The organism is Streptomyces argenteolus (assembly GCF_042902585.1).
GTDB classification, from domain to species: domain Bacteria; phylum Actinomycetota; class Actinomycetes; order Streptomycetales; family Streptomycetaceae; genus Streptomyces; species Streptomyces argenteolus.
Window position 1 is genome coordinate 445,009 of record NZ_JBIBEG010000006.1, and the last position, 26,386, is coordinate 471,394.

Below are 26,386 nucleotides of genomic sequence, written 5' to 3' on the forward strand. Positions count from 1 at the left end.
CGGCGACGTACGCTGGACGGGATCGCCCTCTCACCATCAGCGGAGCACCTTTCACGTGAACGACCAGCAGCCTCGCCGTCCTGCCAAGCCCCACCGCCGCCCCAAGAAGGACCCCGTCCGCTTCCTCGCCTTCGAGGTGCTCCGGGCCGTCGACGAGCGTGACGCCTACGCCAACCTCGTCCTGCCGCCGCTGCTGAAGAAGGCACGCGCCAAGGGCGACTTCGACGGCAGGGACGCCGCACTGGCGACCGAGCTGGTCTACGGCACGCTGCGCCGCCAGGGCACCTACGACGCGATCGTCGCCGCCTGCATCGACCGCCCGCTGCGCGAGGTCGACCCTCCGGTGCTCGACGTGCTCAACATGGGGGTGCACCAGCTGCTCGGCACCCGCATCCCGACCCACGCGGCCGTCTCGGCCAGCGTCGAGCTGGCGAGGGTGGTGCTGGGCGAGGGGCGCGCCAAGTTCGTCAACGCCGTACTGCGCAAGGTCAGCGCGCACGACCTCGACGGCTGGGTGGAGCGTGTGGCCCCTTCGTACGAGGAGGACGCCGAGGAGCACCTCTCCGTCGTCCACTCGCACCCCCGCTGGGTCGTCTCCGCGCTCTGGGACGCCCTCGGCGGAGGCCGCGCGGGGATCGAGGACCTGCTGGAGGCGGACAACGAGCGGCCCGAGGTCACGCTGGTGGCCCGCCCCGGCCGCTCCACCACCGGCGAACTGCTGGACGCCCTCGGCGAGGAGAGCGGCCTGCCCGGCCGCTGGTCGCCGTACGCCGTGCGGATGGCCGAGGGCGGCGAGCCGGGGGCGCTGGCCGCCGTGCGCGACGGCAGCGCCGGTGTGCAGGACGAGGGCAGTCAGCTCGTCGCCGCCGCCCTGGCCGCCGCGCCCGTCGAGGGCGAGGACAGCCGGTGGCTCGACGGCTGCGCCGGGCCGGGAGGCAAGGCCGCGCTGCTGGCCGCGCTGGCCGCGGGGCGCGGCGCGACCCTGCTCGCCGCGGAGAAGCAGCCGCACCGGGCCCGGCTCGTCGAGCGCGCGCTCGCCGGCAACCCCGGGCCGTACCAGGTGATCACCGCGGACGGCACCCGGCCGCCGTGGAGGTCCGGCTCCTTCGACCGGGTCCTGATGGACGTCCCGTGCTCCGGCCTCGGCGCGCTGCGCCGGCGCCCCGAATCCCGCTGGCGGCGCCGCCCCGAGGACCTGGAGAGCTTCGCACCCCTGCAGCGTGGTCTGCTGCGCGAGGCGCTGAAGGCCGTTCGGATCGGCGGGGTCGTCGGCTACGCGACCTGCTCGCCGCATCTCGCGGAGACGCGCGTCGTGGTCGAGGACGTGCTCAAGGGGCGGGGCGGCGCCGCCGTCGAGGCCGAGTGGATCGACGCCCGTCCGCTGCTGCCCGGAGTGCCCGCGCTGGGCGAGGGGCCCGACGTCCAGCTCTGGCCGCACCTGCACGGCACGGACGCGATGTACCTCGCCCTGCTGCGCCGCACGGGCTGACGAGGTACGGGGGCGACCGGCGCCACACGGATGAACCGGGCCGGCGCCGCACGGGCACGGCCCCGCACGGGCCGACGCCGCACGGGTCCGCACCGCGAGGATGGACCGGGACGGTTCCGTACGGGCCGGGTTAGGGCCTCACCCCGCCGCCCGCCCGTGGTCAGTGCGGGCGGTCACCGGCGACGGCGACCCGCTCGGCCACCCTGCGGTGCGGGGCGTAGTCGTTCACCGCGTAGTGCTGCGTCGCCCGGTTGTCCCAGAACGCGACGTCGCCGGCGCGCCAGGTGAAGCGCACCTGGTACTCGGGCACGTGCGCCTGCTGGAAGAGAAGGCGCAGCATCCGGTCGCTGTCCTCCTGGTCCCAGCCCACGATCCGGGTGGTGAACGAGGTGTTGACGAAGAGCGTCCGGCGCCCGGTCACGGGATGGGTCCTGACCACCGGGTGCTCGACCGGCGGGAAGCGGTCCTGGAAGGGGACCAGCCGCTCCGCGGGGGTGAACCGTGCGAACCCCGGCACGAAGTCGTGCACCGCAAGAGCCCCCTCCAGGCGCGCCCTCACCTGCCGGGGAAGGTTGTCGTACGCGGCGGCCATGTCCGCCCACATCGTGTCCCCGCCGTGCGGAGGCACCTCGCGCAGGTGGAGGACGGCGCCCAGCGCGGGCCGTTCGCGGAAGGTCACGTCGGTGTGCCAGACGTTCTCGAAGCCCGGCGTGGACGAGCGGTCGAAGCGCGCCACCTCGGGATCGTCCCCTGCTGCCAGCAGGGGATTGGTCTCCAGCTCGCCCCAGTTGCGGGCGAAGGCGCGCTGCTCGGCCGAACTCGGGTGGCAGCCCCGGAAGAAGAGCACCTTCCACTCCAGCAGCGCCCGGTCGAGCTCCGCGTGCACCGCCGGGGTGAGCGGACGGGTCAGGTCGACACCGCCGATCTCGGCACCGATGACCGGGCCGAGCGGAACGAGATCGAACAGCGTGTAGGGACGGTCGGGCTGTCCCGGCGCCAGCCTGCGCAGCTCGCGGGGGCCCTCGTACAGCCCGTCCGGAGGCAGGTGACAGGTGCGCAGCGCGGGGCCGGAACCGAGGGGCGTGGTGAGGGACATGGGAACTCCTGTCTGCGTCGGGATGTGCGGGGCCGCCCGCCGGGGACGGGCGGCCCCGGGGTCAGCGGGCCGCGTCCCGCACCGCCGCGCCGATCTCGGCGCGCAGCGCGGCGTACTCCGGCAGTCCGCGCAGCCCGTCCGGGTCGTCGTCGACGGCACGCGGCAGGGGAATCGGGACGTCCAGGGCGACGGTCCCCGGGCCGGCGCTCAGGACGACCGCGCGGGTACCGAGGAACACGGCCTCGTCCACGCTGTGCGTGACGAAGACCGAGGTGATCCCCGTCCGCGCGCTCACCGTCCGCAGGTCCTCCTGGAGCCGCTCACGGGTCAGCGCGTCCAGGGCGGCGAACGGCTCGTCCAGCAGCAGCAGGTCCTTGCCGCCGGCCAGGGCGCGGGCGATGGCCACCCGCTGCTGCTGGCCCCCGGAGATCTGCCACGTCCGGCGACGGGCGGTGCCGGCCAGCCCGACCCGCTCCAGCAACTCCTCGACGCGTGCGGGGCGTTCGGTCCGGGGGACACCTGCGTAACGCAGGGCCAGGGAGATGTTCTCCCCGACCGTGCGCCAGGGGAACAGCCGTGGCTGCTGGAAGACGACACCCGCCTGGCGCCCCGGCTCGGGTGTCCCGCCGTGCACGGAGACGGCACCGGAGGAGGGTTGTTCGAAGCCCGCGATCAGCCGCAGCAGCGTGCTCTTGCCGCTCCCGGACGGTCCCACGAGCACGAGGAACTCTCCGGCCGGGACGTCGAGCGACAGTGGGCCGAGGGCGATGACGGCATCCGCGCCCCGACCGTAGCGATGGATCACCTCGTGTACTGACACGGCGGGCGTGACGGTCGCGGGCCTGGCCGTGCGCGCCCCGTCGAGGGGGTCCTCCCGGCGGTCATCCGGAGACGGCATCGCTGAGTCCTTCCACGTAGAGGGCCTTCTCCAGCTCCGCGAGCTCCGGCGCGGCCGGAATCTGCTTCTGGCCGACCAGGAACTCCGCCGCGCTGTGCAGGTTCTCCGCCAGAGCGCCGACCTTTCCGGGGCGGCCCAGCCACGTGTCGTCCGCCTGCTCGGCCGGCTTCAGGAAGATGCCCTTCTCCAGCTGGGCGGCGGCCTCCGCGGGGGCGATCCCGAGCTGCTTGCCGACGGCCTTCGCGGCAGCCTCCGGATCCTCGTGGATGACGTCCAGTGCCTGGGCCTGGGCCGTGCGCCAGGCGGCGATCACCTCGGGCTGCTTCTCGATGAAGGCGGTGGATGCGACCCCCAGGTCGAGCGTGGGCTTCCCGGAGGCGGCCAGCTCGCGGCTGGAGAGCAGCGTCTCGCCGGTCCTGCCGAGTTCGTCGAGCGTCGGCAGCCAGACGTAGGCCGCGTCGATGTCCCCGCGCGACCAGGCCGCGACGATGTCCTGCGGTTCGAGATCGAGCAGTTCGACCTTCGACGCGTCCACGCCCGCCCTGTCGAGCGCGGCGAGCAGACTGTAGTGCGAGGTGGAGCTGAAGGGGGTGGCGACCTTGTGGCCCACCAGGTCCTCGACGTCCTTGATGCCGGAGCCGTCACGGGCCACCAGCGCCTCGTTGTCACCGGCGACGTCCAGCACCCAGGTGACCTGGTACGGGATGTTCAGCGGCTCGGACAGGCCGCGTGCGACCGGGCTGGAGCCGATCGCGGCCAGATCGATCGAGCCCGCGACGAACGCGGTGTTGATGCTCGCCCCGGAGTCGAACTTGATCCACTTGACGGTGCGGTCCGGGAGGGCCTTCTCCAGCAGACCCTTCTCCTTCACGATCAGGTCACCGCTGGGGAAGGCCTGGTAGCCGATCCGGATCGTGGCGCCGCCCCCCTGGTCGTCACCGCCTCCGCCACCGCCGGTACCGCAGGCCGTGGTGACGACGAGTGCCCCCAGAGCGGCGACGAGCAGGGAGGTGCGCAGCGGACCGTGTGTGCGGGGCATGGCGTAGTCCTTCGTTCGTCGGTCGAGGTGGGATCGGTACGGGGGAGAGCGGAGGAGGCGAGGCGCGGGAAGGGTCACGAGAGCCTGCGCCAGGGCGCGAACCGGGTCTCGGCGCCTCGCAGCAGGGCGTCGATCAGCAGGCCGGAGACACCGATGGCGAGGAGCCCGAGGATGACCACGTCGGACTGGTTGTAGCGCTGGGCGTCGCGGATCATGCCGCCGATGCCGGGCAGTCCGTTGACGGTTTCGGCGGCGACCACCGAGGAGTACGCGATGCCGAACGCCAGCCGTACGCCCACCAGGATCTCCGGCAACGCCGACGGCAGGACGACGGCGGTCACGACCTGGGAGCCACGTGCCCCGACGGCCCGGGCCGCCTCCACCAGGGAGGCGGGTGCGGAGGCGACGGCGGACGCGGTGGCCACGGCCACGGGAGGCATGGCGGCGATCGCCAGCAGCCAGAGCTTGGGCGCCTCGTCGATGCCGAACCAGATGATCAGCAGGCTGAAGTAGGCGAGCGGCGGAAGCGTGCGGAGGAAGGCGACCGCCGGTTCGAACACCACCCGCACCCACGGCAGCGTGCCCATCAGCACCCCGGCCACGAGCCCGGCAAGGACACCGGCGCCCGCACCGATCGCGATCCGCCGCAGGCTGATGCCCAGATGCTCGATCAGGGTGTGGCCCTGGTAGCCCCGTACCCCGTCATGGGTGCCGGACGTCGTGACGAACGCGTCCCAGACGGCCGACGGCGGCGGTACGAGCAGCGGCGGCCACACACGCAGGGCGGTGACGAGCTGCCAGAGAGCGAGCAGCACGAGCAGCGCGAGGAGCCGCAGCCCCACGCGCCGCAGGCGTGCGTTCCTCCCGGGAGAGGTGCGGCGGGGCGCGGGTGCGGGGGAGGGGTCAGCGGAGTGCGCAGGGCCGGGCGGCCGTTTCTCCGTGGTGGGTGCGGTCATGGCGGGCTCCGTCGAGAGGTGCCCGGCGCGCCCGGCCGCCAGGGAGGGCGGACAGGGGCGGGCAGGCGGATGCGGGGCGCGGACAAGGGTGGCCGCGGAAAGGGGGAAGGGGTCTCTCAGAACGTGGGTACGCCGGTGCGCCGTACACGGACGGGAGCAGTCCGGTCCGGTTCGCGGACAGAGTTCTGGAGGGGCCGCCGGCTCACCCGAGGGGCGGCGGGACGGCGGGCGGACGACGCCGCAGGGTTCTGGAAGCGCTCAGCGCTGCCGGTCCAGGCTCAACAGGAGGAGCTGGTCACGCGGCAGAGATCGATGCTGAGACGCTGCTGCCTCAGGAACTGGTCGCTGATCACGCAGCGTTTCTAACACAGCCTCAAGGCGGGCACCAGAGGCTGTCCGCGCCCTGGTACGGCCGGGAGCCGGCCCGCCCGGTTCCGTGCGGCGCCCGTCGGTACCGCGCGCCGCGCGGGGCCGGGGAGCCGAAGCGTTCGGGCCGCACGCGCCGGAGCCGGCGGGCGGCCCGGGCCCGGGAGGCGGATGCGAGGGGCGAAAAGACCGGGATCGCGAGAACCGTAATGATCCCGTGAGGCTTTGGGGCGCACCGAGGCGGGGAAGTGGCGCCGGGCATGGCAGGCTTGGGTGCATGGCCCAGATCAACCCCAGCATCCTGTCCGCCGACTTCGCCCGCCTCGCCGAGGAGGCGAAGGCCGTCGAAGGCGCCGACTGGCTCCATGTCGATGTCATGGACAACCACTTCGTGCCCAACCTGACGCTCGGCGTGCCCATCGTGGAGGCCCTGAGCAAGGCGACGGACACGCCGCTGGACTGCCATCTGATGATCGAGGACGCGGACCGCTGGGCGCCGCAGTACGTCGAGGCCGGCGCGGGGTCGGTGACCTTCCACGTGGAGGCCGCCGCCGCACCCGTGCGCCTCGCGCGGGAGATCAGGGCGAAGGGGGCCCGCGCCTCCATGGCGCTGAAGCCCGCCACGCCCATCGAGCCCTACGAGGACCTGCTCCCCGAGCTCGACATGCTGCTGATCATGACCGTGGAGCCGGGCTTCGGCGGCCAGGCGTTCCTGGACATCATGCTGCCGAAGATCCGCCGCACCCGGGAGCTGATCTCCAAGCACGGCCTCGAACTGTGGCTCCAGGTCGACGGCGGCGTCTCCGCCACCACGATCGAGCGGTGCGCCGAGGCGGGTGCGGACGTTTTCGTCGCCGGCTCGGCGGTGTACGGGGCCGAGGACCCGGCCCAGGCGGTGCGGGCGCTGCGCGTGCAGGCGGACACGGCCACGGCCGCGGCCGCCTGGGCGTGCGGCCACTGAGACAAGAGCAGATGAACGCGGCCCGACGGGCCGGATCAAGGATCGCCGGATCTGACAGGATGAGCGGCGTATCGGGCGTGTGAACAGCAGTGAGGAGATCGCGGTGTCTGGCATCTCGGCGGGTCGGTCAGCCATGCGGATGGGACCCGCGGAGCTGGTGCAGGCGGCGGCCATGGCCCGCCGGTTCTACCTCGAGGGAAAGTCGAAGATCCAGATCGCCGAGGAGTTCGGCGTGAGCCGCTTCAAGGTGGCCCGGGTTCTGGAGACGGCCCTCGAGCGTGATCTCGTACGGATCGAGATCCGGGTACCGGCGGAGCTGGACGCGGAGCGCTCCGACGCGCTCCGGGCGCGCTACGGCCTGCGGCACGCTGTCGTGGTCGAGTCCCCGGCGGAGGAGCAGGACGACGCCGCCGATCCGGAGAACCTCGGTGAGGTGGCGGCCGAGCTGCTCGGCGAGCTGGTGAACGAGGGGGACGTGCTGGGGCTGGCCTGGGGCCGCTCCACCATCCACATGGCGGCGGCGCTCGACCGGCTGCCGCCGTGCACGGTCGTGCAGCTGACCGGCGTCTACGACGCGGGGACGGCGGAGCGCGGGTCCGTGGAGGCGGTCCGCCGCGCCGCGCAGGTGTCCGGCGGCGAGGCACATCCCATCTACGCCCCGATGCTGCTGCCCGACCCGGCCACGGCCGCGGCGCTGCGCCACCAGACGGGGATCGCCCGCGCCTTCGAGTACTTCGACAAGGTGACGGTCGCGGCGGTCTCGATCGGTTCATGGGAACCGGGCATCTCCACCGTCCACGACATGCTCTCCGACGAGGAGCGGGGCCACTACGCCTCGCTCGGTGTCGCCGCGGAGATGTCGGCGCACCTCTTCGACGCGCAGGGCCGCAGGGTCGGCCGGGACCTGGGCGAGCGGTGCATCACGGTGGAGGCCGACCGGCTGCGCCGGATCCCGGAGGTGGTGGCGATCGCGGGGGGCCAGCGCAAGGCGGCGGCGATCGGCGCGGTGCTGCGCTCGGGCCTGGTCACCAGCCTCGTCACGGACACGGCCGCTGCCGACTACCTCCTGACGGAGTCCGCCGCGGGCCAGCGCCCGGCGCTGGAGCGGGCCGACCCCGACGACTGAGACGGGACCCACGCCCGCTGAGGGCGGGCAGCACGGAGGCCGGGCACCGATGAGGGCGCCCGGCCTCCGTGCTGCCCGCCCTCAGCGGCTCTCGCCCGCCGTCTGCCGCGCGTGTTCCGCGCGTACGCCCAGCACGGCCTCCTCCAGATAGGCCGCCGGTTCCTCGTACTGGCTGACGGCATCGGGGTTGTAGCGCGGGGTCTGCCGCGACCAGTCGAGATTCCCCCGCATCCAGCTCCGCATGCCGTCGAGGTAGGGGACGAGCACCCCCGCGAGCTGCGGATACAGTTCGAGCAGCTCCTCCTCGGCCGTGAGGAACCGTTCCGTCTCGGTGGCTATCTCCGCGCACACGTGCTCGAGCGCCTGCTGCTTGCCGTAGCCGCGGTGGTGCCGGACCAGGTGGACGAGATTGTGGATCTCTCCGAGCACCTGCTCCTTCTCGTAGGAATAGACGTCGTTCGCCCAGCACACCACGTTGCAGGAGGCTTCCAACGCCGTGATGAACCGGGGCTCGTTGTGGACCCACTCGGGCGCGCCGATGCCGGCCACGATCTCGATCAGGTCCATGCAGACGTGGATGGCCCCCGTGTGCCGGCGCCGGGTGATGTAGGTGGCCTCGGACGGCACCACGTTGCCGGCGCGGTTGCCCGCCTCCCAGGTGGTGGCGGTCGTCAGATAGGCCATGAGATGCCACGAGAACCGGCTGCGCCAGTGCGGGGCGGCCTTGGGAACCGTACGATCCCACAAGTCGATCAGCGCGACGACGGCGGCGGGGGCCTCCTCGCCCGGCAGGAGGCCGGGAGCCGTGCCCTCGACGACGGCGCGCATGCGTTCCACCACATGGCGTACCCGCTCGGGGTCGCGTCCGAGGTGGCCGTCGTCCAGCTGGTCGTCGACGAGGAAGAGCCAGACGAACCAGTCGGCGACCAGATCGAGGTGCTCGGCGTTCGCCGTCGGGTAGACCATGCCGACGAAGGCGCCGAAGTCGGCCTGCTCGAACCGCTCCCTGGCGGACTCCCGATGGACCAGGCCGGTGGCGCGCGTCCAGGTGTCGAGGTGTGCGCGGGTGTGTTCCACGTGCGGATTGCTCCGCTGGGGGAACGGGCAGTAGATGTCCGGAAGTTCGCTCTCCACAGGCAGACCCCACATTCTCTCCGGTCGAGCGTGTGGCAGGTGTTCCGGTGGGTGGGCGGCGTTGCCTTTACCCCAGAGACCTGCGGATTTGAAGCTACCTGACCCTTCGTCACCTGGTCCAGGGATAATGATCGGGAGTGCGCGAATCCTGTTCGGGTAAGGTCCCTGGGTAAGGCAGGGTTCCACTTGCCCGGTCCCCGACGCTGCTCCTTGGAGGAACCGACGAACGCGGGGACGCATTGCTGTGTCTTCGTGGAAGCGACCTGCACCGATTCGTATGAAAAAATGGGTGTTATGCGTTTTCTTGAACCCGGCACCGGTCGTTACACGGCCTCTCCCTCGGTCCCCTACGACCTGACCTACGACGATGTCTTCATGGTTCCCGGCCGTTCCGCGGTCGGTTCCCGGCAGGCCGTCGACCTCTCCTCGCCCGACGGCAGCGGCACCACCATCCCCCTCGTCGTCGCGAACATGACCGCCATCGCGGGCCGCCGGATGGCCGAGACGATCGCCCGGCGCGGAGGCCTGGTCGTCATCCCCCAGGACATCCCGATCGAGGTCGTCACCGAGGTCGTCAGCTGGGTCAAGAAGCGCCACCTCGTGCTCGACACGCCGATCGTGCTGGCCCCCGGCCAGACCGTCGCCGACGCGCTCTCCCTCCTCCACAAGCGGGCCCACGGCGCGGGTGTCGTCGTCGACGCCGAGCACCGGCCGGTCGGCGTCGTCACCGACCACGACCTGAGCGGCGTCGACCGCTTCACCCAGCTGTCCGAGGTCATGTCCAAGGACCTGGTCGTGCTCGACGCGGAGATCGACCCGCGCGAGGCCTTCAACAGGCTGGACGGAGCCAACCGCAAGCTCGCTCCCGCGGTCGACGCGGACGGACGGCTCGTCGGGATCCTCACCCGCAAGGCCGCGCTGCGCGCGACGCTCTACACCCCTGCGACCGACGCGAACGGCAGACTACGCATCGCGGCGGCCGTCGGCATCAACGGCGACGTCGCCGGCAAGGCCAAGCAGCTCCTCGACGCCGGCGTGGACACCCTGGTGGTGGACACCGCGCACGGCCACCAGGAATCCATGATCAGTGCGGTCGCCGCCGTGCGGGCGCTCGACCCGCAGGTCCCGATCGTCGCGGGCAACGTCGTGGCGGCGGAAGGGGTGCGGGACCTGATCGAGGCCGGCGCCGACATCATCAAGGTCGGTGTGGGCCCCGGCGCGATGTGCACCACCCGGATGATGACCGGTGTCGGCAGGCCGCAGTTCTCCGCCGTGCTGGAGTGCGCCGCCGAGGCGAGGAAGCACGGCAAGCACGTCTGGGCCGACGGTGGCGTCAGGCACCCGCGCGATGTGGCGATGGCCCTCGCCGCCGGTGCGTCCAACGTGATGATCGGATCGTGGTTCGCGGGCACGTACGAGTCGCCCGGCGACCTCCAGCAGTCCGCCGACGGGCGGTACTACAAGGAGTCGTTCGGCATGGCCTCGGCACGTGCGGTCAAGAACCGCACCTCGGAGGAGTCCGCCTACGACCGCGCCCGCAAGGGGCTGTTCGAGGAGGGCATCTCCACCTCGCGGATGTTCCTCGACCCCACCCGCCCGGGTGTGGAGGACCTGATCGACTCGATCATCGCCGGTGTCCGTTCCTCCTGCACCTACGCCGGTGCCGCCTCGCTGGAGGAGTTCGCCGAGAAGGCGATCGTCGGTGTGCAGAGCGCCGCCGGTTACGCGGAGGGCAAGCCGCTGCACGCCAGCTGGACCTGACGGCGCGGCGGCTGCCGGCCGTCCCTGTCCCGCAGGCGCCCCTCCCTGGAGTTCGCTCCCGGGAGGGGCGCCTGTTCTTGTGCGGGTCGGCGACTGCCGGTTCCCGTACGCCGGGGACCGCCGCTCGGGCGTTCGTCGTCACGCAGGAGCGAGCGGGGCTTCCCTCAACTGGGTTGAAGGGTAAGTAATATGAGCGCCAATCAACCGCCCCCTCGTCTCTGCGGTAAGGGATCTCATGACCTCCTTCTTCACCGAACTGGCCCAGCAGTACATCGACGGCGAGTGGAGGCCGGGGAAGGGGTCCTGGGACATCATCGACTTCAACCCGTACAGCGGGGAGAAGCTCGCCTCGATCACCGTCGCCACGGCGGGCGAGGTCGACCAGGCGTACCGGGCCGCCGAGCGCGCCCAGGAGCAGTGGGCCGACACCAACCCGTACGCCCGGCGGGCTGTGCTGGAGAAGGCGCTCCGCGTCGTCGAGGAGCGCGAGGCCGAGATAGCCGACGCCATCGTCGCGGAGCTCGGTGGCACCCTGCTGAAGGCCGGCTTCGAGCTGCACCTGGCCAAGGAGTTCCTCCGCGAGGCCGCCCAGCTCACCCTGCGGTCCACGGGCCAGATACTCGCCTCGCCGACCGACGGCAAGGAGAACCGTGTCTACCGGCTGCCCGTCGGCGTGGTGGGCGTCATCAGCCCCTTCAACTTCCCCTTCCTGCTGTCCCTGAAGTCCGTCGCGCCCGCCCTCGCCCTCGGCAACGCCGTGGTGCTCAAGCCGCACCAGAACACCCCGGTCTGCGGCGGCACGCTCATAGCCAAGGTGTTCGAGGAGGCGGGGCTCCCCGCCGGCCTGCTGAACGTCGTGGTCACGGACATCGCCGAGATCGGGGACAGCCTGCTGGAGCACCCCGTCCCGCAGGTGATCTCCTTCACCGGCTCCGACAAGGTCGGCCGGCACGTCGCGACGGTCTGCGCGGCCAACCTCAAGCGCGCAGTGCTCGAACTGGGCGGCAACAGCGCCCTGATCGTCCTGGACGACGCCGATGTCGACTACGCCGTCGACGCGGCCGTCTTCAGCCGCTACATCCATCAGGGCCAGGTCTGCATGGCGGCCAACCGCATCCTGGTGGACCGCGCGGTGGAGCGGGAGTTCACCGAGAAGTTCGTGGCCAAGGTCGCCTCCCTGCGCGTCGGCGACCCCGCCGACCCCGCGACCCACATCGGCCCGCTGATCAACTCCTCGCAGGCCGACGCGGTGTCCAGGCTCGTCGACGAGACCGTGGAGGCCGGAGCCACGGCGCTGCTGCACGGCCGTGCCGACGGCAACGTGGTGAGCCCGTCCGTTCTCACCGGCCTCGCCGCCGACTCCCCGGTGCTCCAGCAGGAGATCTTCGGCCCCGTGGCCCTCCTCGTCCCCTTCGACGGCGAGGACGAGGCCGTACGGATCGCCAACGACACCCCGTACGGACTGAGCGGAGCCGTCCACACCGCGAACGTCGAGCGTGGCGTGCGCGTCGGGCAGCGGATCCGCACCGGCATGGTCCACATCAACGACGGCACGGTGCACGACGAGCCCATCGTCCCCTTCGGCGGCGAGAAGAACTCGGGTCTCGGACGGCTGAACGGCGATTCGATGCTGGAGGCCTTCACCACGCAGAAGTGGATCTCGGTCCAGCACGGGCGTTCGCAGTTCCCCATCTGACCCACCTCCCTGCGGCGGGCGCGCCCCGCGCGGCGGACCCGTGGTCTACTTCGGGGGCGGCCCTCGCCGCCCCCGAACCGTCCTCCGTCGCAGAGAAGTGACCCAACCGAAGTGCGCCTGAACGACCTCGACGAACGCATCGTCCACGCCCTCGCCGAAGACGCCCGACGGTCCTACGCGGACATCGGCGCGCTCATCGGCCTCTCCGCCCCCGCGGTGAAACGCCGGGTGGACCGGCTGCGCGCGGAAGGCGCCATCACGGGCTTCACCGTGCGGGTCGACCCGGCGGCGCTCGGCTGGGAGACCGAGGGCTTCATCGAGATCTACTGCAGCCGCAACACCGCCCCCGAAGCGATCAAGCGCGGGCTGTCCGCCTACCCGGAGGTCGCGTCCGCCTCCACCGTGACCGGCGAGGCCGATGCGATCGTGCAGGTCTTCGCCGCCGACATGCGCCACTTCGAGCAGGTGCTGGAGCGGATCGCGGGCGAGCCGTACATCGAGCGGACCAAGTCCGTGCTCGTACTCTCACCGCTCCTGCGGCGCTACACCTCAGGCCCGCCCGCCTGAGGCCGCCACCCCTCGGCGGACCTAGGGACGGACGGGGCGCGCCGAGACCGAAATCACTCGCCTGACCTGCGGCGACGTCGCACGCAACGAATCTTCGCGCAGCGGCCCCGGCACGCAACGGATCGACGGTACACGCGCAACAAACGCGTCTTGTCGGCCGTGCGGCCCGCGCCGTACCTTCGATACGTCTCCCACCCCGCCCGCCCCGCCCGAGGTCAGCCATGCCGCCGTTGCGTACCGCCCTGCTCCAGAGCTCCGGACGTCCCGGCTCGGTGGCCGGCAACCTCGCGGCACTCGACGAGGCCGCCGGACGGGCCGCCGCCGCCGGCGCCCGGCTGCTGGTCTGCCCGGAGCTGTTCCTCACCGGGTACGCCGTCGGTGACGCGCTCCCCGACCTCGCCGAACCCGCCGACGGCCCCGGCGCGAAGGCCGTCGCGGACATCTGCGTACGCCACGGCCTCGCCGTCCACTACGGCTACCCGGAGCGGGCGGGCGCGGCGCTCTTCAACGCGGCCCAGCTGATCGGTCCCGACGGCGAGGTGCTCGCCGCCTACCGCAAGACCCACCTCTTCGGCGCGTTCGAGCAGAAGTGGTTCACCCCGGGCGAGCTTCCCGTGGTGCAGGCCGAGCTGGACGGTGTCCGGATCGGGCTGCTGATCTGCTACGACGTCGAGTTTCCGGAGAACGTCCGCGCGCACGCCCTGGCCGGGACCGAGCTGCTGCTCGTGCCGACCGCGCTGATGCACCCGTACCCGTTCGTCGCCGAGTCCGTTGTGCCGGTCCGCGCGTTCGAGAGCCAGATGTACATCGCCTACGTCAACAGGACCGGCGCCGAAGGCGAGTTCGAGTTCACCGGGCTGAGCTGCCTCGCCGCCCCCGACGGCGCCGTCCGCACGCGCGCCGGCCGGGGCGAGGAACTCCTGATCGGCGAGGTGGCCCCCGCTCTGCTCTCCGCGTCCCGCACCGCGAACCCGTATCTGCGGGACCGTCTGCCCGGTCTGTACGGCTCCCTCGTCTGAGCCCCGCCCCGCCGTCCCACGCTTCCCCGCTAGGAGTCCGTACCCCATGACGTCCACGGTGCCCACCGCCGTCCAGCACACCGACGCGCAGCCGCCGATCACCATGTTCGGGCCGGACTTCCCGTACGCCTACGACGACTTCCTGGCCCATCCGGCGGGCATCGGGCAGATACCGGCGACCGAGCACGGCACCGAGGTCGCCGTCATCGGCGGGGGACTCTCCGGCATCATCGCCGCGTACGAGCTCATGAAGATGGGCCTCAAGCCGGTCGTCTACGAGGCGGACCGGATCGGCGGCAGGCTCCGGACCGTCGGCTTCGAGGGCTGCGACCCCTCGCTGACCGCCGAGATGGGCGCCATGCGCTTCCCGCCCTCGTCCACCGCGCTCCAGCACTACATCGACCTGGTGGGGCTGGAGACCACGCCGTTCCCCAACCCCCTCTCCCCGGCCACCCCGTCGACCGTCGTCGACCTCAAGGGCGAGTCCCACTACGCGCGCACCATCGACGACCTGCCCCCGGTCTACCGCGAGGTGATGGACGCCTGGAACTCCTGCCTGGAGGAGGGCGCCGACTTCTCCGACATGAACCGCGCCATGCGCGAGCGCGACGTCCCGCGCATCAGGGAGATCTGGGCGAAGCTCGTCGAGAAGCTCGACGACCAGACCTTCTACGGTTTCCTCTGCGGCTCGACCGCCTTCACGTCGTTCCGGCACCGCGAGATCTTCGGCCAGGTCGGCTTCGGCACCGGCGGCTGGGACACCGACTTCCCCAACTCCATCCTGGAGATTCTGCGGGTCGTCTACACCGAGGCCGACGACCACCACCGGGGGATCGTCGGCGGCAGCCAGCAGCTGCCGCTGCGCCTCTGGGACCGTGAGCCGCAGAAGATCACGCACTGGCCGCTCGGCACCTCGCTGTCCTCCCTGCACGGCGGTCAGCCGCGCACCGCCGTGACCCGGCTCGACCGCACCGCGGGCAACCGGATCACCGTCACCGACGCCACCGGCGACATCCGCACCTACCGGGCCGCCGTCTTCACCGGGCAGTCCTGGCTGCTGCTCTCCAAGATCGCCTGCGACGACGCGCTCTTCCCGATCGACCACTGGACGGCGATGGAGCGCACCCACTACATGGAGTCCTCCAAGCTGTTCGTCCCCGTCGACCGGCCGTTCTGGCTCGACAAGGACGAGCGGACCGGCAGGGACACCATGTCGATGACGCTCACCGACCGGATGACCCGCGGCACCTACCTCCTCGACGACGGGCCCGACCGGCCGGCCGTCATCTGCCTCTCGTACACCTGGTGCGACGACAGCCTGAAGTGGCTGCCGCTCTCGCCGAACGAGCGGATGGAGGTCATGCTGAAGTCGCTCGGCGAGATCTATCCGGGCGTCGACATCAGGAAGCACATCATCGGCAACCCGGTGACGGTCTCCTGGGAGAACGAGCCCTGGTTCATGGGTGCGTTCAAGGCCAACCTGCCGGGTCACTACCGCTACCAGCGGCGGCTGTTCACCCACTTCATGCAGGACCGGCTGCCCGCCGACAGGCGCGGACTCTTCCTCGCGGGCGACGACATCTCCTGGACGGCCGGATGGGCCGAGGGCGCCGTGCAGACCGCGCTCAATGCCGTATGGGGAGTGATGCACCACTTCGGCGGTGCCACGGACGCGACGAACCCCGGCCCCGGTGACGTCTTCGACGACATCGCCCCGGTCGAGCTCCCGGAGGACTGAGCGGCCTCCACGCCGGCCGGGGCCGGGATCTCGACCTCCGTCACCTCGTCCGGCCGCAGATACGGGAAGCGTCAGGAGAGCGCCACGCCCTGCGGCGTAGCGGTGTTGACGGCGTCGCCCGGCTCCCGCACCGGACACTGCGACAGCCGGCGGCGCTCCCCCTCCTGCTCGTGGACCCCACGGCCGTCGGGACGCGGACGGGAACGGTCGCCCGCTGCCGGCCGGAGTGCCGGCGCGGTCGGGACACGGTCACGGCTCCCGGCGCGCTCCACCGGTCCGGCGCGACAGCTTGAGGGGCCCGGACGGTGTGCCGCACCGCAGGGGCGGACACGAGGGGCGTGACGTCAGGCGCAGGGTGTCAGCAGACAGCGTCCGACCAGACCGACCGCCCCGTCCGTCCGCTGCCTGAACTCCTCGGCCAGCAGCGGGAACGCGCGCAGCCGCCACAGCACCTTCGCCGCCGACCAGGCGCCCTCGCGGGCCCGTTCCAGGCTCCACGCCCCCGCCAGATGGGTCAGTGGATCGGCGACCTCCAGCAGATCGGGACCGGGCATCAGATCGTCGCGGATCCGCTCCTCCAGCAGGACGAGGAGATCGCCCACCCGGTCGAACTCCTCCTCCAGGTCCGCCGGAGCGCAGCCGAGCGTACGGCAGGTGTCCACGACGGCCAGCGCGAGATCGTGACCGATGTGCGCGTTGACACCGGCCAGCGCGAACTGCAGCGGGCGTACGCCGGGATGGCGGCGGTACTGGAAGAGGGGGCGCCAGCACGCGGGCGGGCTGCCGCCGGAGGCGGCCGTGTCGACCGCCGTCAGATAGCGCTCGGCGAACCGCACGTCCAGCGCGGACACGGCCTCCCGGTCCGTGAACGCGCCGTCTGCGATGTGCCGGCCGAGGGCCTCCGTGACCGTCAGGTACACCTGGTTGAAGACCGCCACCCCGTCCCCGGGCGGCCAGCCGGAGCGGAACGCGCGCATCCGCTCGATCACCGTGCCGACATCGGTCACGGTGCCGGCCGCGTCGGCCGGAAGTGCGAACTGCTCGATCCGGTCCATGCGGGCAGCGTCCCAGCCATAGGCTCGCCACTGCGCCGACCGGCCGGAGACTTCATCGGAACGGGCGAACACCGGGCGCCGGAGGAGGGGACGAGGGGTGTCGGGCGTACGGGAACACGGCAGGACCGAGGTGGGGCGGCGCAGGCGCGCCGCAGGGCGCCACACGATGGCCGCGCCGGCATCGGCCGTCGTGGTGGCCGGCGCGGCGACCGGGGTGATGACAGCGGAGGACGGCGAGCGTACGACCGCCCGCCCCGGCCCGACGGCGTCCCCGGTCCTGGAAGCGCTGCCCGCCGTGCCCACCCCGTCGGAGTCCGCCCCGGCGTCCGCGCCGCCCTCGGCCCCGGCTTCGGCGAGCCCGCGCCCGGCCAGGACGGGACCGGCGAGCGGCGCCCCGGCCCCGTCGGCGAAGCCCGCGCGGCGTGCCGGGGGGATCACCGCACTGCACCGCCATCCGCAGTCCCAGGTCCTGGACTGGGTCGCCGCCCACCGGAGCGATCCGCGCCGCCCGCTGATCGAGTCGAGGATCGCGTCGCAGCCCGCGGCGGTCTGGTTCCCCGCCTACAACCCGGGCGCCGTCACAGGCCAGGTCCGCGGTGTGACGGCCGCAGCCGCCGCGGCGGGACGTACGCCCGTGCTCGTGCCGTACGCCATCCCCGACCGGGACTGCGGCGGGGCCTCCGGGGGAGGGGCGCCCGGCCTGGACGCCTACGACGCGTGGATGGAGGACTTCGCCGCGGGCCTCGGCAGCGGTCCGGTCATCGTGATCCTGGAACCGGACGCGATAGCCCTGTCGGACTGCCTGCCGGCCGGACAGCGGGCCGACCGCTTCGCCTCGCTGGCCCGCGCGGGCCGCACGCTGCACGCGGCCGACCCACGGGCCAGGGTCTATTTCGACGGCGGGCACTCCGGCTGGCACAGCGCGGCGCGACAGGCCGCGGCGCTCCGCGAGGCGGGAGCCGCGACCAGCGGCGACGGCATCTTCACCAACGTGTCCAACTTCCACAGCACGGCCGACGAGACGGCGTACGCCCGACGGGTGCTGGCCGCGCTCGACGGCCCTCCCGGCCTGGGCGCCGTCATCGACACCAGCCGCAACGGCAACGGGGCACCGAAGGCCGGTGAGTGGTGCGACCCGGACGGACGGGCCCTCGGCAGGACCCCCACCACGGACACCGGTGCGGCCGGGATCGACGCCTACCTCTGGGTGAAGCTGCCGGGGGAGTCCGACGGCTGCAAGGGCTCGGCCGGGTCCTTCACCCCCGGCTACGCCTACGAGCTGGCCACCGGCTGAGCGGCCCTGGCCCTGCTCAGGCCTTGTCGGCCGGCGGCTTCTCGTCGTACTGGGACGTGCCGGAGTCCAGCAGGGGCTCCTGCGTCTTGAGGTGCGCGGGGGCGAACGCGCGCAGTGCGTGGTAACCGGTGATCACGACGAGCGTGCCGAGCGCGATCCCGCTCAGCTCGAAGTTGTCGGTGATCTTCAGGCTGACCCCGCCGACGCCGATGATGATGCCCGCCGCGGCCGGTACGAGGTTGAGCGGGTTGCGCAGGTCGACCTTGGCGTTCAGCCAGATCTGGGCGCCCAGCAGGCCGATCATGCCGTAGAGGATGACGGTGATGCCGCCGAGCACCCCGCCGGGGATCGCGGCGACGACCGCGCCGAACTTGGGGCAGAGACCGAAGAGCAGCGCGAAGAAGGCCGCGGCCCAGTAGGCGGCGGTGGAGTAGACGCGGGTCGCCGCCATGACCCCGATGTTCTCGGAGTACGTGGTGTTCGGCGGGCCGCCCACGGCCGTGGACAGCATCGAGGCCGCGCCGTCCGCCGCGATGGCGGTGCCCAGCTTGTCGTCCAGCGAGTCGCCGGTCATCTCCCCGACGGCCTTCACGTGCCCGGCGTTCTCGGCGATCAGCGCGATGACGACCGGCAGTGCGACCAGGATCGCCGACCACTCGAAGCTCGGGGCGTGGAAGGACGGCAGCCCGATCCAGTCGGCGTCGGCCACCGCGGACAGGTCCAGCCGCCAGTGGTCGACGGCCTCGGCGCCGCCGGCCGGGGAGTGGATCTTCCCGAAGACCAGGTCCAGCACCCAGGACAGGACGTAGCCGAAGACCAGCCCGAGGAAGATCGCGATGCGGGAGAAGAACCCGCGCAGGCAGACCACGGCCAGCCCGGTGAACAGCATGACCAGCAGGGCGGTCCACTGGTCCTGGGGCCAGTACGTCGACGCGGTGACGGGGGCCAGGTTGAAACCGATCAGCATGACGACGGCGCCCGTCACCACCGGGGGCATCGCCGCGTGGATGATCCGCGCGCCGAAGCGCTGCACCATGAGCCCGACCAGGAAGAGCACGGCACCGACGACCAGCACCGCGCCGGTGACCGTGGCGCTGGTGCCACCCGTGGCCCGGATCGTGGCGGCCACCCCCACGAAGGAGAGCGAGCACCCCAGATAGCTCGGCACCCTCCCCTTCGTCGCCAGCAGGAAGATGGCGGTCGCGACACCGGACATCATGATCGCGAGGTTCGGGTCCAGCCCCATCAGGACCGGAGCGACGAACGACGCGCCGAACATCGCCACCACGTGCTGGGCCCCGAGACCGAAGGTGCGGGGCCAGGAGAGCCGCTCGTCGGGGCGCACCACGGCCCCCGGTGCGGGCGTCTTTCCGTCGCCGTGCAAGGTCCAGCGCACGCCGAGGCCCATGGTCGCTCCCTGATTGGTGTGTGCGGTACGCCCAGTGGGTCCATCCGCGGAAAAAGATCAGAGCCATGGTAGTGCCGCAACGCCGTGGCCTCGTGCGCGCCCCCGCCGCGGCCGGGTGCGGGGAGGTGCGCCCTCGCCGCCGCCCCGCACCTCGGCCCGTCCGTCAGCCGACCGTCGGGCTTCCGCTCGGGGCGGGCTGCGGAACGCCGCCCTCCGCGACCTTGCGGTCGGCCGACCTCAGTACCCCGGCCCCCAGGACCAGCCCGAAGGCCAGCGCCGTGACCAGGCCGAAGGAGACGAGCAGCGAGGTCGTCTCGGCCAGGGAGCCGATCGCGGAGGGGGCGATGAGCCCCGAGGTGTACGTGATGGTGGCGACACCCGCGATGGCCCGCCCCGGGTTCGTGCCGCTGCGCCCGGCCGCGGCGAAGGCGAGGGGCACGACGACGGCCACGCCGAGGCCCAGCAGCCCGAAGCCGCACAGGGCGACGGCGGGGCCGGGGGCCAGGACGACGAGGAGTCCGCCCAGCGTGGCCAGGGCGCCTCCGGCCCGTACGGTCCGCACCGCGCCGAAGCGGTCGACGATCCTGTCGCCGGAGATCCTGGCGATGGCCATCATCAGTGCGAACGCGGTGGTCGACGCCGCCGCGAGCCCGGCCGAGCTGCCCATGATGTCGCGGAGGTAGACCGCCGACCAGTCCATGCTGGCCCCCTCGGCGAAGACCGCGCAGAAGCCGACCGCGCCGATGACCAGAGCGGACTTCGGCGGCAGGGTGAAGCGCGGCGGCGGCTCCTCGCCGGGCTCGCTGCGCAGGTCGAGCACACCCTGGCAGGCAACCAGGCCGAGCGTGGTCAGCACCAGCGCGGCCAGTGTGTGGTGCAGCCTGGCGTCCGTCCCGATGTGCGCCGCGACCGTGCCGGCCGCCGAACCGATCAGGGCGCCCACGCTCCACATGCCGTGCAGCCCGGACATGATCGACTTGTTCAGCCTGTTCTCCACCTCGACGCCGAGCGCGTTCATCGCGACGTCCGACATCCCTGCGCTCGCCCCGAACACGAACAGCGCGGCGCACAGGGTGATCAGGTTGGGGGCCAGCGCGGGCAGGGTCAGCGCCAGCGTCCACAGGGCCAGGAGTCCTCGCAGGGCGTTCCTGGCCCCGAACCGGTGGCTGATGCTGCTGGCCAGCGGCATGGCCAGCGAGGCTCCGACGGCGGGGAAGGCCAGGGCCAGACCCAGCTGGCCCGCACTCACCGAGGCGTGGTCCTGGATCCAGGGCACGCGGGTCGCGAAGCTGCCGGTCACCGCCCCGTGCACGGTGAAGACCGCCGCGATCGCGTACCTGGCCCGTCTGATCTGCTCCGTACCGAAGACCGGGACCGCTGGATCCGTTGTCATACGCCGTGCCCTCCCCTGGGAATGCTCGCCCGCCGGTGTCTCCGGCGCCCGCAACGTGGTGCGGGCCGTAAACTATCAGGAACCCTGCCTGATAAATAACCCCCCTGGCGGCGCACCGTCAGCGATCTGGAAGGATCCCGGCATGCCCGCATCCCCGAGCACCGCCCGGGCCATCAACGACCGGCTCGCCCTGCGACTGCTCCAGCAGGACGGCCCGCTGACGGCCACTCAGCTGAAGACCCTGACGGGGCTCTCCCGTCCCACGGTCGCCGACCTGGTGGAGCGGCTCCAGGACGCGGGCCTGGTCAGGGTCGTGGGGGAGAGCGGCGCGGACCGCCGCGGGCCCAACGCCCGGCTGTACGGGATCGTCGCCGACCGCGCGCACCTGGCCGCCCTCGATGTCCGTACGGACAGCGTCGCCGTGGCCGTCGCGGACCTGCTGGGCGTCACGCTCGCGGAGGCGACCCTGCCGATCGGCAGCGACACCGGGACGGGGCCCGCCGTCGAGCGGGCCGTCGCCATGCTGGAGCGCACCGCCCGCAGCGCGGGCCCGGCCCCGCTCCACAGCGTGGGCATCGGCGCCCCCGGCCTGATCGACCCCCTCAGCGGCGAACTCCGCCCCACCGCGGGCCTGCCGGGCTGGCACCGGGCCCTGGTGAAGGAGCTCCAGCGCAGGCTGTCCGCCACGGTCCTCGTGGAGAACGAGACCAACCTCGCCGCCGTCGCCGAACACCGCATCGGCGCCGCCCAGGACCGCGACACCTTCGTCCTGCTCTGGCTCGGCCACGGCATCGGCGCCGCCGTCATGCTCGACGGGAAGCTGCGGCGGGGTGCCTCGGGAGGAGCGGGTGAGATCGGCTTCCTCCCCGTGCCCGGCACGTCGGGGGTCCCCTCGTCGGTCAACTGCGACGGTGGCTTTCACTCCTTGGTGGGATCGGCGGCCGTCTGCGAACTGGCCAAGGAGCACGGCATCGGGGCCCGGCCCCCGTCGCCGGACGCGGCGCAGGAGCAGGACCCCGCCGCGGCGTTCGCCGTACGCGCCGCGCTGCGCGACGGCGGTGCGGCCGGCGAGGCGTTCCTCGCCGCCCTCTCCGACCGCCTCGCGCTGGGGGCCGCCTCCGTCGTCTCCGTCCTGGACCCCGGCTGCCTCGTCCTGGCCGGTGAGGTCGGCCGGGCCGGCGGCGACGCGCTGGCCGCGCGGGTGGAGGAGCGGCTGGCCCGGATGTCGCCGCTGCGCACGGAGGTCAGGGCCGGCACGCTGGGCGGCGGCGCGGTCATGCGCGGCGCCCTGTTCGCCGCGAGGGAGGCGGCCCAGGACGCCCTCTTCGCCCCCGGGGCGGGCTCGGCGGACGCGGTGGCGCACGGCCGCCTGTGAGCGGTTCCACACAAGGCACCCGGATGGACCCTTGCCTTACGTGGCAGAATGACGTCTGTATCAGCAGCAGCGCACTCCGGGGTCGGTGTAATTCCGAACCGGCGGTTATAGTCCGCGACCCGTCCGCATCCAGCGGCCGGTTGACCAGGTGAGATTCCTGGACCGACGGTGAAAGTCCGGATGGGAGGCAGTGCGCGGCGGGCCGTTGCAGGTGTGCCGCCGTAGGCGGATGCGTTCCGGGGTGTCCGGGACGATCGCATCCGTCCCTTCGGATGTCGGCATGTCCCTGTTCGCGTTCCGCTTCATCTGTCGTCATCGACAGGCCCCGGAGTCCGTGCCCGAAGAGGCAGGAGGACCCGGTGGCCACCGCAGCCGAAAGAACCGCCATGCGGCGGGCGATCACGCTCGCGGCCCGCGGACTCGGCGCCACCAGCCCGAACCCGGTCGTCGGATGCGTCGTCCTCGACGCCGACGGCGAACAGGCCGGAGAAGGCTTCCACCAGCGCGCCGGGGGACCGCACGCCGAGATCCACGCCCTGCGTGAGGCCGGCGTACGGGCCCGTGGCGGCACCGCTCTCGTTACCCTCGAACCCTGTAACCACACCGGACGCACGGGCCCCTGCGCCCAGGCCCTCATCGAGGCCGGCGTACGGCGTGTCGTCTACGCGGTGAGCGATCCGAACCCGCAGGCCACCGGCGGTGCGGACACCCTCCGCGCCGCGGGCGTCGAGGTGGAGCAGGGCCTCCTGGCCGACGAGGCGGAGGCGGGCAACACCGCGTGGCTCACCTCGGTGCGCCTCGGCCGCCCGTACGTCCTGTGGAAGTACGCGGCCACCCTCGACGGCCGGATCGCCGCCGCCGACGCCACCAGCCGCTGGATCACCTCCCCCGAGTCCCGCGCCGACGTCCACCGGCTCCGCGCCGAGGCCGACGCGGTCGTGGTCGGATCGGGCACCGCCCGCGCCGACGACCCCCAGCTCGGTGTACGCGGCGTCGAGGGCGCCACCCAGCCGCTCCGGGTGGTCGTCGACACCGCCGCCACGGCCGTACGGCCAGGGGCCCGGGTCCTCGACGGGACCGCGCCCACCCTGGTCGCGGTCGCCGGCGACGCCGACGCCGGTCACCTCCCCGAGGAGGCCGTGCTGCGCCTCCCGCGCGCCGCCGCCGGCCCCGGCCTGGACATCGACGCGCTGCTCGCGGCCCTCCACGGGCGGGGCATCCGATCCGTACTCCTCGAAGGAGGCCCGGTCCTCGCCGGCTCCTTCGTCGCCGCGGGAGCGGTCGACACCGTCGTCGGCTACCTCGCTCCGGTCCTCCTCGGCGCGGGCCCGGCGGCCCTCGCCGACGCCGGAATCTCCACCATCTCCCAGGCGTTGCGCCTCGATGTGACCGAGACCGTCCGAATCGGCCCCGATCTGCGCATCACCGCCGTCCCCGTTCCTGCTCGGAAGGGAAACTGAGTGTTCACCGGAATTGTCGAAGAACTGGGTGAGGTCACCGCCGTCGAGAAGCTCGACGACGCCTCCCGCTTCCGGCTGCGCGGCCCCGTCGTCACCGACGGCGCCAAACACGGCGACTCCATCGCCGTCAACGGCGTCTGCCTCACCGTCGTGGACCTCGCGGAGAACGAGTTCACCGCCGACGTCATGGCCGAGACCCTGGAACGCTCCAGCCTCGGCGCGCTCGCACCGGGCTCCCGGGTCAACCTGGAACGCCCCATGGCCCTCGGCGGCAGGCTCGGCGGGCACATCGTCCAGGGGCACGTGGACGGCACGGGCACGATCGTCGACCGCACGGTCTCCGAGAACTGGGAGATCGTGAAGATCTCCCTGCCCGCCGGACTGACCCGCTACGTGGTGGAGAAGGGCTCGATCACCGTCGACGGCGTGAGCCTGACCGTCGTCGACGCGGCTCCCGACCACTTCACCATCAGCCTCATCCCCACCACCCTCGCGCTGACCACGCTCGGCATCAAGAAGCCCGGCGACCCGGTCAACCTGGAGGTGGACGTCCTCGCGAAGTACGTGGAGCGGCTGCTCGCCCACGGCTCCGCCCCGGAAGCCGGGGAGTCGGTCGCATGAACGCCCTGGACTGGCTGAACTCGGAGGCCTTCAGCGCCTTCGGGCAGCACATCATCTGGTCGGACATGATCGGCAACACGATCGGCCTGATCGCCCTGGCCCTCGGCTGGCTGCGCTCGGTGTGGACCTGGCCCGCCCAGCTCCTGTCCGGAGTCGTCCTCGTCGCCGCCAACGTCTCCGTGCAGCAGGCGGGCAGCGTCGGCAAGCAGCTGATCGTCATCGCCGTCGCCGTCTGGGGCTGGCAGCAGTGGACCCGTGGCAGGCAGCAGGCCCAGGACGGCTCCATCGCCGTGCGCTTCGCCACCTGGCGCGAGCGCGGCTACCTGCTGGGCGGCGCCGCCCTCGGCACCCTCGCGGTCGGCGGGCTGTTCACGGCCTTCCCCTCGCTCTCCTGGAGCCCGTGGGCCGACGCCTACATCTTCGCCGGGACCCTCGTGGCGATGATCGCCCAGGCGCGCGGCATGGTGGAGTTCTGGTTCGCCTGGCTGCTCGTCGACCTCGTCGGCGTACCGCTGAACTTCCACAGCGGCCTCGCCTTCTCCGGCCTCATCTACGTCGTCTACGGCGCGCTCGTCCTGTGGGGCATGCGCGACTGGTGGCTGCGTACGCGGACACCCGCTCTGAAGGGAGCCACGGCATGACAGCCCAGCCCGCCTGGTTGCACGACCGCACCCTCGACGACCTCTCGCTCGACCCCGTGGAGCAGGCGATCCGCGACATCGCCGCCGGACGGCCCGTGGTGGTCGTCGACGACGAGAACCGCGAGAACGAGGGCGACCTCGTCATCGCCGCCGAGAAGGCGACCCCCGAGATCGTCGCCTTCATGATGAGCGAGTGCCGGGGCCTGATCTGCGCGCCCATGGAGAACGACGAGCTCGAACGCCTCGAACTCCCGCAGATGGTCACGCACAACACCGAGTCGATGAAGACGGCCTTCACCGTCTCCGTGGACGCCTCCGCGGAGCACGGGGTGAGCACCGGGATCTCCGCCGCCGACCGTGCCACCACCCTGCGGATGCTGGCGGGCGGCAGGGCGGGCCCCGGCGACTTCGTGCGGCCCGGCCACGTCTTCCCGCTCCGCGCCCGCTCCGGAGGGGTCCTCGTCCGCAACGGACACACCGAGGCCGCGGTCGACCTGGCCCGTCTCGCCGGGCTGCGCCCCGCGGGAGCCATCGTCGAGATCGCCGGTGAGGACGGGGTGATGCTGCGGCTGCCCGAACTCGTCCCGTTCGCCCGCAAGCACGGCCTCACGATCATCTCCATCGAGGACCTGATCGCCTACCGCCGCAGTTCCGAACCGACCGTGCGCCGTGAGGCCGAGGTGCGGCTGCCGACGGCCTTCGGCCCCTTCACCGCGTACGGCTACCGCTCCGTCGTCGACGGCGTCGAGCACGTCGCCCTCGTCCACGGCGACATCGGTGACGGTCAGGACGTCCTCGTCCGGATGCACTCCGAATGCCTCACCGGTGACATCTTCCAGTCCCAGCGCTGCGACTGCGGCCCCCAGCTGCACACCTCCATGGAGCGTGTCACGGCAGAGGGACGAGGGGTCGTCGTCTACCTGCGCGGACACGAGGGCAGGGGCATCGGGCTGGTGTCCAAGCTGCGCGCGTACGAACTCCAGGAGCGCGGCTCCGACACGCTCGACGCCAACCTCGAACTCGGCCTGCCCGCCGACGCCCGGGACTACGCGGCGGGCGCGCAGATACTGCGTGACCTGGGCGTGCGCACCCTGCGCCTGATGACCAACAACCCGGACAAGACCGCCGCGCTCGTGCGGTACGGCCTCGGGATCACCGGGCGCGAGCCCATGCCCGTCCAGGCCGGCGAGCACAACCTCCGCTACCTGCGCACCAAGCGGGACCGTATGGGACACGACCTGCCGTGGCTCGACGCCACCGTCGCGTCCGCCTGCGGCAACCAGTAACCACCGA

At 72.2% G+C, this 26,386-nt stretch carries 22 protein-coding genes and 1 riboswitch; of the genes, 14 read left to right on the forward strand and 8 right to left on the reverse strand.

Annotated elements, in window-relative coordinates; all coding sequences use genetic code 11:
* Positions 1–55: 55 nt before the first annotated feature.
* A complete protein-coding gene (locus ACFY8O_RS23285) occupies positions 56–1,489 on the forward strand; it encodes an RsmB/NOP family class I SAM-dependent RNA methyltransferase (protein ID WP_387905243.1) in 1,434 nt (477 codons plus the stop codon).
* A 160-nt stretch (positions 1,490–1,649) separates the two neighbouring features.
* Here ACFY8O_RS23285 and ACFY8O_RS23290 read toward each other — a convergent pair whose 3' ends face one another.
* From ACFY8O_RS23290 to ACFY8O_RS23305, 4 genes are all read right to left on the reverse strand, one after another.
* On the reverse strand, positions 1,650–2,585 hold the full coding sequence (locus ACFY8O_RS23290) for a TauD/TfdA dioxygenase family protein (RefSeq protein WP_387905246.1): 936 nt from the start codon (positions 2,583–2,585) through the stop codon (positions 1,650–1,652).
* Between the two features lie 61 nt (positions 2,586–2,646).
* Positions 2,647–3,483: an ABC transporter ATP-binding protein gene (locus ACFY8O_RS23295; RefSeq protein WP_387905249.1), complete on the reverse strand. Its 837-nt coding sequence runs from the start codon at positions 3,481–3,483 to the stop codon at positions 2,647–2,649.
* Positions 3,467–4,522 carry a taurine ABC transporter substrate-binding protein gene (locus ACFY8O_RS23300; protein WP_387905251.1) on the reverse strand — a complete coding sequence of 352 codons (1,056 nt, stop codon included), beginning with the start codon at positions 4,520–4,522 and terminating at the stop codon, positions 3,467–3,469. The genes ACFY8O_RS23295 and ACFY8O_RS23300 overlap by 17 nt, the downstream gene beginning before the upstream one ends.
* A gap of 74 nt (positions 4,523–4,596) precedes the next feature.
* Positions 4,597–5,478, reverse strand: a complete 882-nt coding sequence (locus ACFY8O_RS23305) for an ABC transporter permease (protein WP_387905254.1) — start codon at positions 5,476–5,478, stop codon at positions 4,597–4,599.
* Positions 5,479–6,121: 643 nt separating this feature from the next.
* Between ACFY8O_RS23305 and rpe the strand changes: the two genes are divergently transcribed.
* Both rpe and ACFY8O_RS23315 read left to right on the forward strand, forming a co-directional pair.
* Positions 6,122–6,805, forward strand: coding sequence for a ribulose-phosphate 3-epimerase (rpe, locus tag ACFY8O_RS23310; RefSeq protein ID WP_387905257.1), 684 nt, complete (start codon positions 6,122–6,124; stop codon positions 6,803–6,805).
* A gap of 139 nt (positions 6,806–6,944) precedes the next feature.
* Complete coding sequence (locus tag ACFY8O_RS23315; protein WP_208766144.1) at positions 6,945–7,931, forward strand: sugar-binding transcriptional regulator; 987 nt, start codon at positions 6,945–6,947, stop codon at positions 7,929–7,931.
* Between the two features lie 81 nt (positions 7,932–8,012).
* On the opposite strand, the gene ACFY8O_RS23320 is transcribed toward ACFY8O_RS23315, so the two are convergent.
* Positions 8,013–9,065 (reverse strand): terpene synthase family protein, encoded by a 1,053-nt coding sequence (locus ACFY8O_RS23320; protein WP_387905259.1) that lies wholly within the window; start codon positions 9,063–9,065, stop codon positions 8,013–8,015.
* A 294-nt stretch (positions 9,066–9,359) separates the two neighbouring features.
* Here ACFY8O_RS23320 and ACFY8O_RS23325 point away from each other — a divergent pair, with 294 nt between their 5' ends.
* The 5 genes from ACFY8O_RS23325 to ACFY8O_RS23345 all read left to right on the forward strand — a co-directional run bounded on the left by ACFY8O_RS23325 (position 9,360) and on the right by ACFY8O_RS23345 (position 15,846).
* A complete protein-coding gene (locus ACFY8O_RS23325; protein WP_145812448.1) occupies positions 9,360–10,826 on the forward strand; it encodes a GuaB1 family IMP dehydrogenase-related protein in 1,467 nt (488 codons plus the stop codon).
* Positions 10,827–11,061: 235 nt separating this feature from the next.
* Positions 11,062–12,522, forward strand: coding sequence for an aldehyde dehydrogenase family protein (locus ACFY8O_RS23330; protein WP_387905262.1), 1,461 nt, complete (start codon positions 11,062–11,064; stop codon positions 12,520–12,522).
* A 111-nt stretch (positions 12,523–12,633) separates the two neighbouring features.
* Positions 12,634–13,089 carry an Lrp/AsnC family transcriptional regulator gene (locus ACFY8O_RS23335; protein ID WP_145812453.1) on the forward strand — a complete coding sequence of 152 codons (456 nt, stop codon included), beginning with the start codon at positions 12,634–12,636 and terminating at the stop codon, positions 13,087–13,089.
* A 221-nt stretch (positions 13,090–13,310) separates the two neighbouring features.
* Complete coding sequence (locus ACFY8O_RS23340; protein WP_387905265.1) at positions 13,311–14,108, forward strand: carbon-nitrogen hydrolase family protein; 798 nt, start codon at positions 13,311–13,313, stop codon at positions 14,106–14,108.
* Positions 14,109–14,154: 46 nt separating this feature from the next.
* Positions 14,155–15,846, forward strand: a complete 1,692-nt coding sequence (locus ACFY8O_RS23345) for a flavin monoamine oxidase family protein (RefSeq protein WP_387905268.1) — start codon at positions 14,155–14,157, stop codon at positions 15,844–15,846.
* A gap of 344 nt (positions 15,847–16,190) precedes the next feature.
* Here the strand turns inward: ACFY8O_RS23345 and ACFY8O_RS23350 are convergent, their stop codons facing one another.
* A complete protein-coding gene (locus tag ACFY8O_RS23350) occupies positions 16,191–16,901 on the reverse strand; it encodes a DUF5995 family protein (RefSeq protein WP_387905270.1) in 711 nt (236 codons plus the stop codon).
* 97 nt (positions 16,902–16,998) lie between these two features.
* Between ACFY8O_RS23350 and ACFY8O_RS23355 the strand changes: the two genes are divergently transcribed.
* Positions 16,999–18,195, forward strand: coding sequence for a glycoside hydrolase family 6 protein (locus tag ACFY8O_RS23355; RefSeq protein ID WP_387905273.1), 1,197 nt, complete (start codon positions 16,999–17,001; stop codon positions 18,193–18,195).
* 16 nt (positions 18,196–18,211) lie between these two features.
* Here ACFY8O_RS23355 and ACFY8O_RS23360 read toward each other — a convergent pair whose 3' ends face one another.
* On the reverse strand, positions 18,212–19,603 hold the full coding sequence (locus ACFY8O_RS23360) for a uracil-xanthine permease family protein (protein ID WP_145812460.1): 1,392 nt from the start codon (positions 19,601–19,603) through the stop codon (positions 18,212–18,214).
* A gap of 163 nt (positions 19,604–19,766) precedes the next feature.
* Positions 19,767–20,996: an MFS transporter gene (locus tag ACFY8O_RS23365; protein WP_387905275.1), complete on the reverse strand. Its 1,230-nt coding sequence runs from the start codon at positions 20,994–20,996 to the stop codon at positions 19,767–19,769.
* A 142-nt stretch (positions 20,997–21,138) separates the two neighbouring features.
* Between ACFY8O_RS23365 and ACFY8O_RS23370 the strand changes: the two genes are divergently transcribed.
* The 5 genes from ACFY8O_RS23370 (at position 21,139) to ACFY8O_RS23390 (ending at position 26,379) form a co-directional block, all read left to right on the forward strand.
* On the forward strand, positions 21,139–22,371 hold the full coding sequence (locus ACFY8O_RS23370; protein ID WP_387905278.1) for an ROK family transcriptional regulator: 1,233 nt from the start codon (positions 21,139–21,141) through the stop codon (positions 22,369–22,371).
* A 67-nt stretch (positions 22,372–22,438) separates the two neighbouring features.
* Positions 22,439–22,569, forward strand: a riboswitch (FMN riboswitch).
* A 161-nt stretch (positions 22,570–22,730) separates the two neighbouring features.
* On the forward strand, positions 22,731–23,831 hold the full coding sequence (ribD, locus tag ACFY8O_RS23375) for a bifunctional diaminohydroxyphosphoribosylaminopyrimidine deaminase/5-amino-6-(5-phosphoribosylamino)uracil reductase RibD (protein ID WP_145812466.1): 1,101 nt from the start codon (positions 22,731–22,733) through the stop codon (positions 23,829–23,831).
* Positions 23,832–24,452 (forward strand): riboflavin synthase, encoded by a 621-nt coding sequence (locus tag ACFY8O_RS23380; RefSeq protein WP_387905280.1) that lies wholly within the window; start codon positions 23,832–23,834, stop codon positions 24,450–24,452.
* Entirely contained in the window at positions 24,449–25,093 is a 645-nt protein-coding gene (locus tag ACFY8O_RS23385; RefSeq protein WP_145812471.1) for a nicotinamide mononucleotide transporter family protein, read from the forward strand. The genes ACFY8O_RS23380 and ACFY8O_RS23385 overlap by 4 nt, the downstream gene beginning before the upstream one ends.
* Entirely contained in the window at positions 25,090–26,379 is a 1,290-nt protein-coding gene (locus tag ACFY8O_RS23390) for a bifunctional 3,4-dihydroxy-2-butanone-4-phosphate synthase/GTP cyclohydrolase II (protein ID WP_145812473.1), read from the forward strand. The genes ACFY8O_RS23385 and ACFY8O_RS23390 overlap by 4 nt, the downstream gene beginning before the upstream one ends.
* Positions 26,380–26,386: the final 7 nt, after the last annotated feature.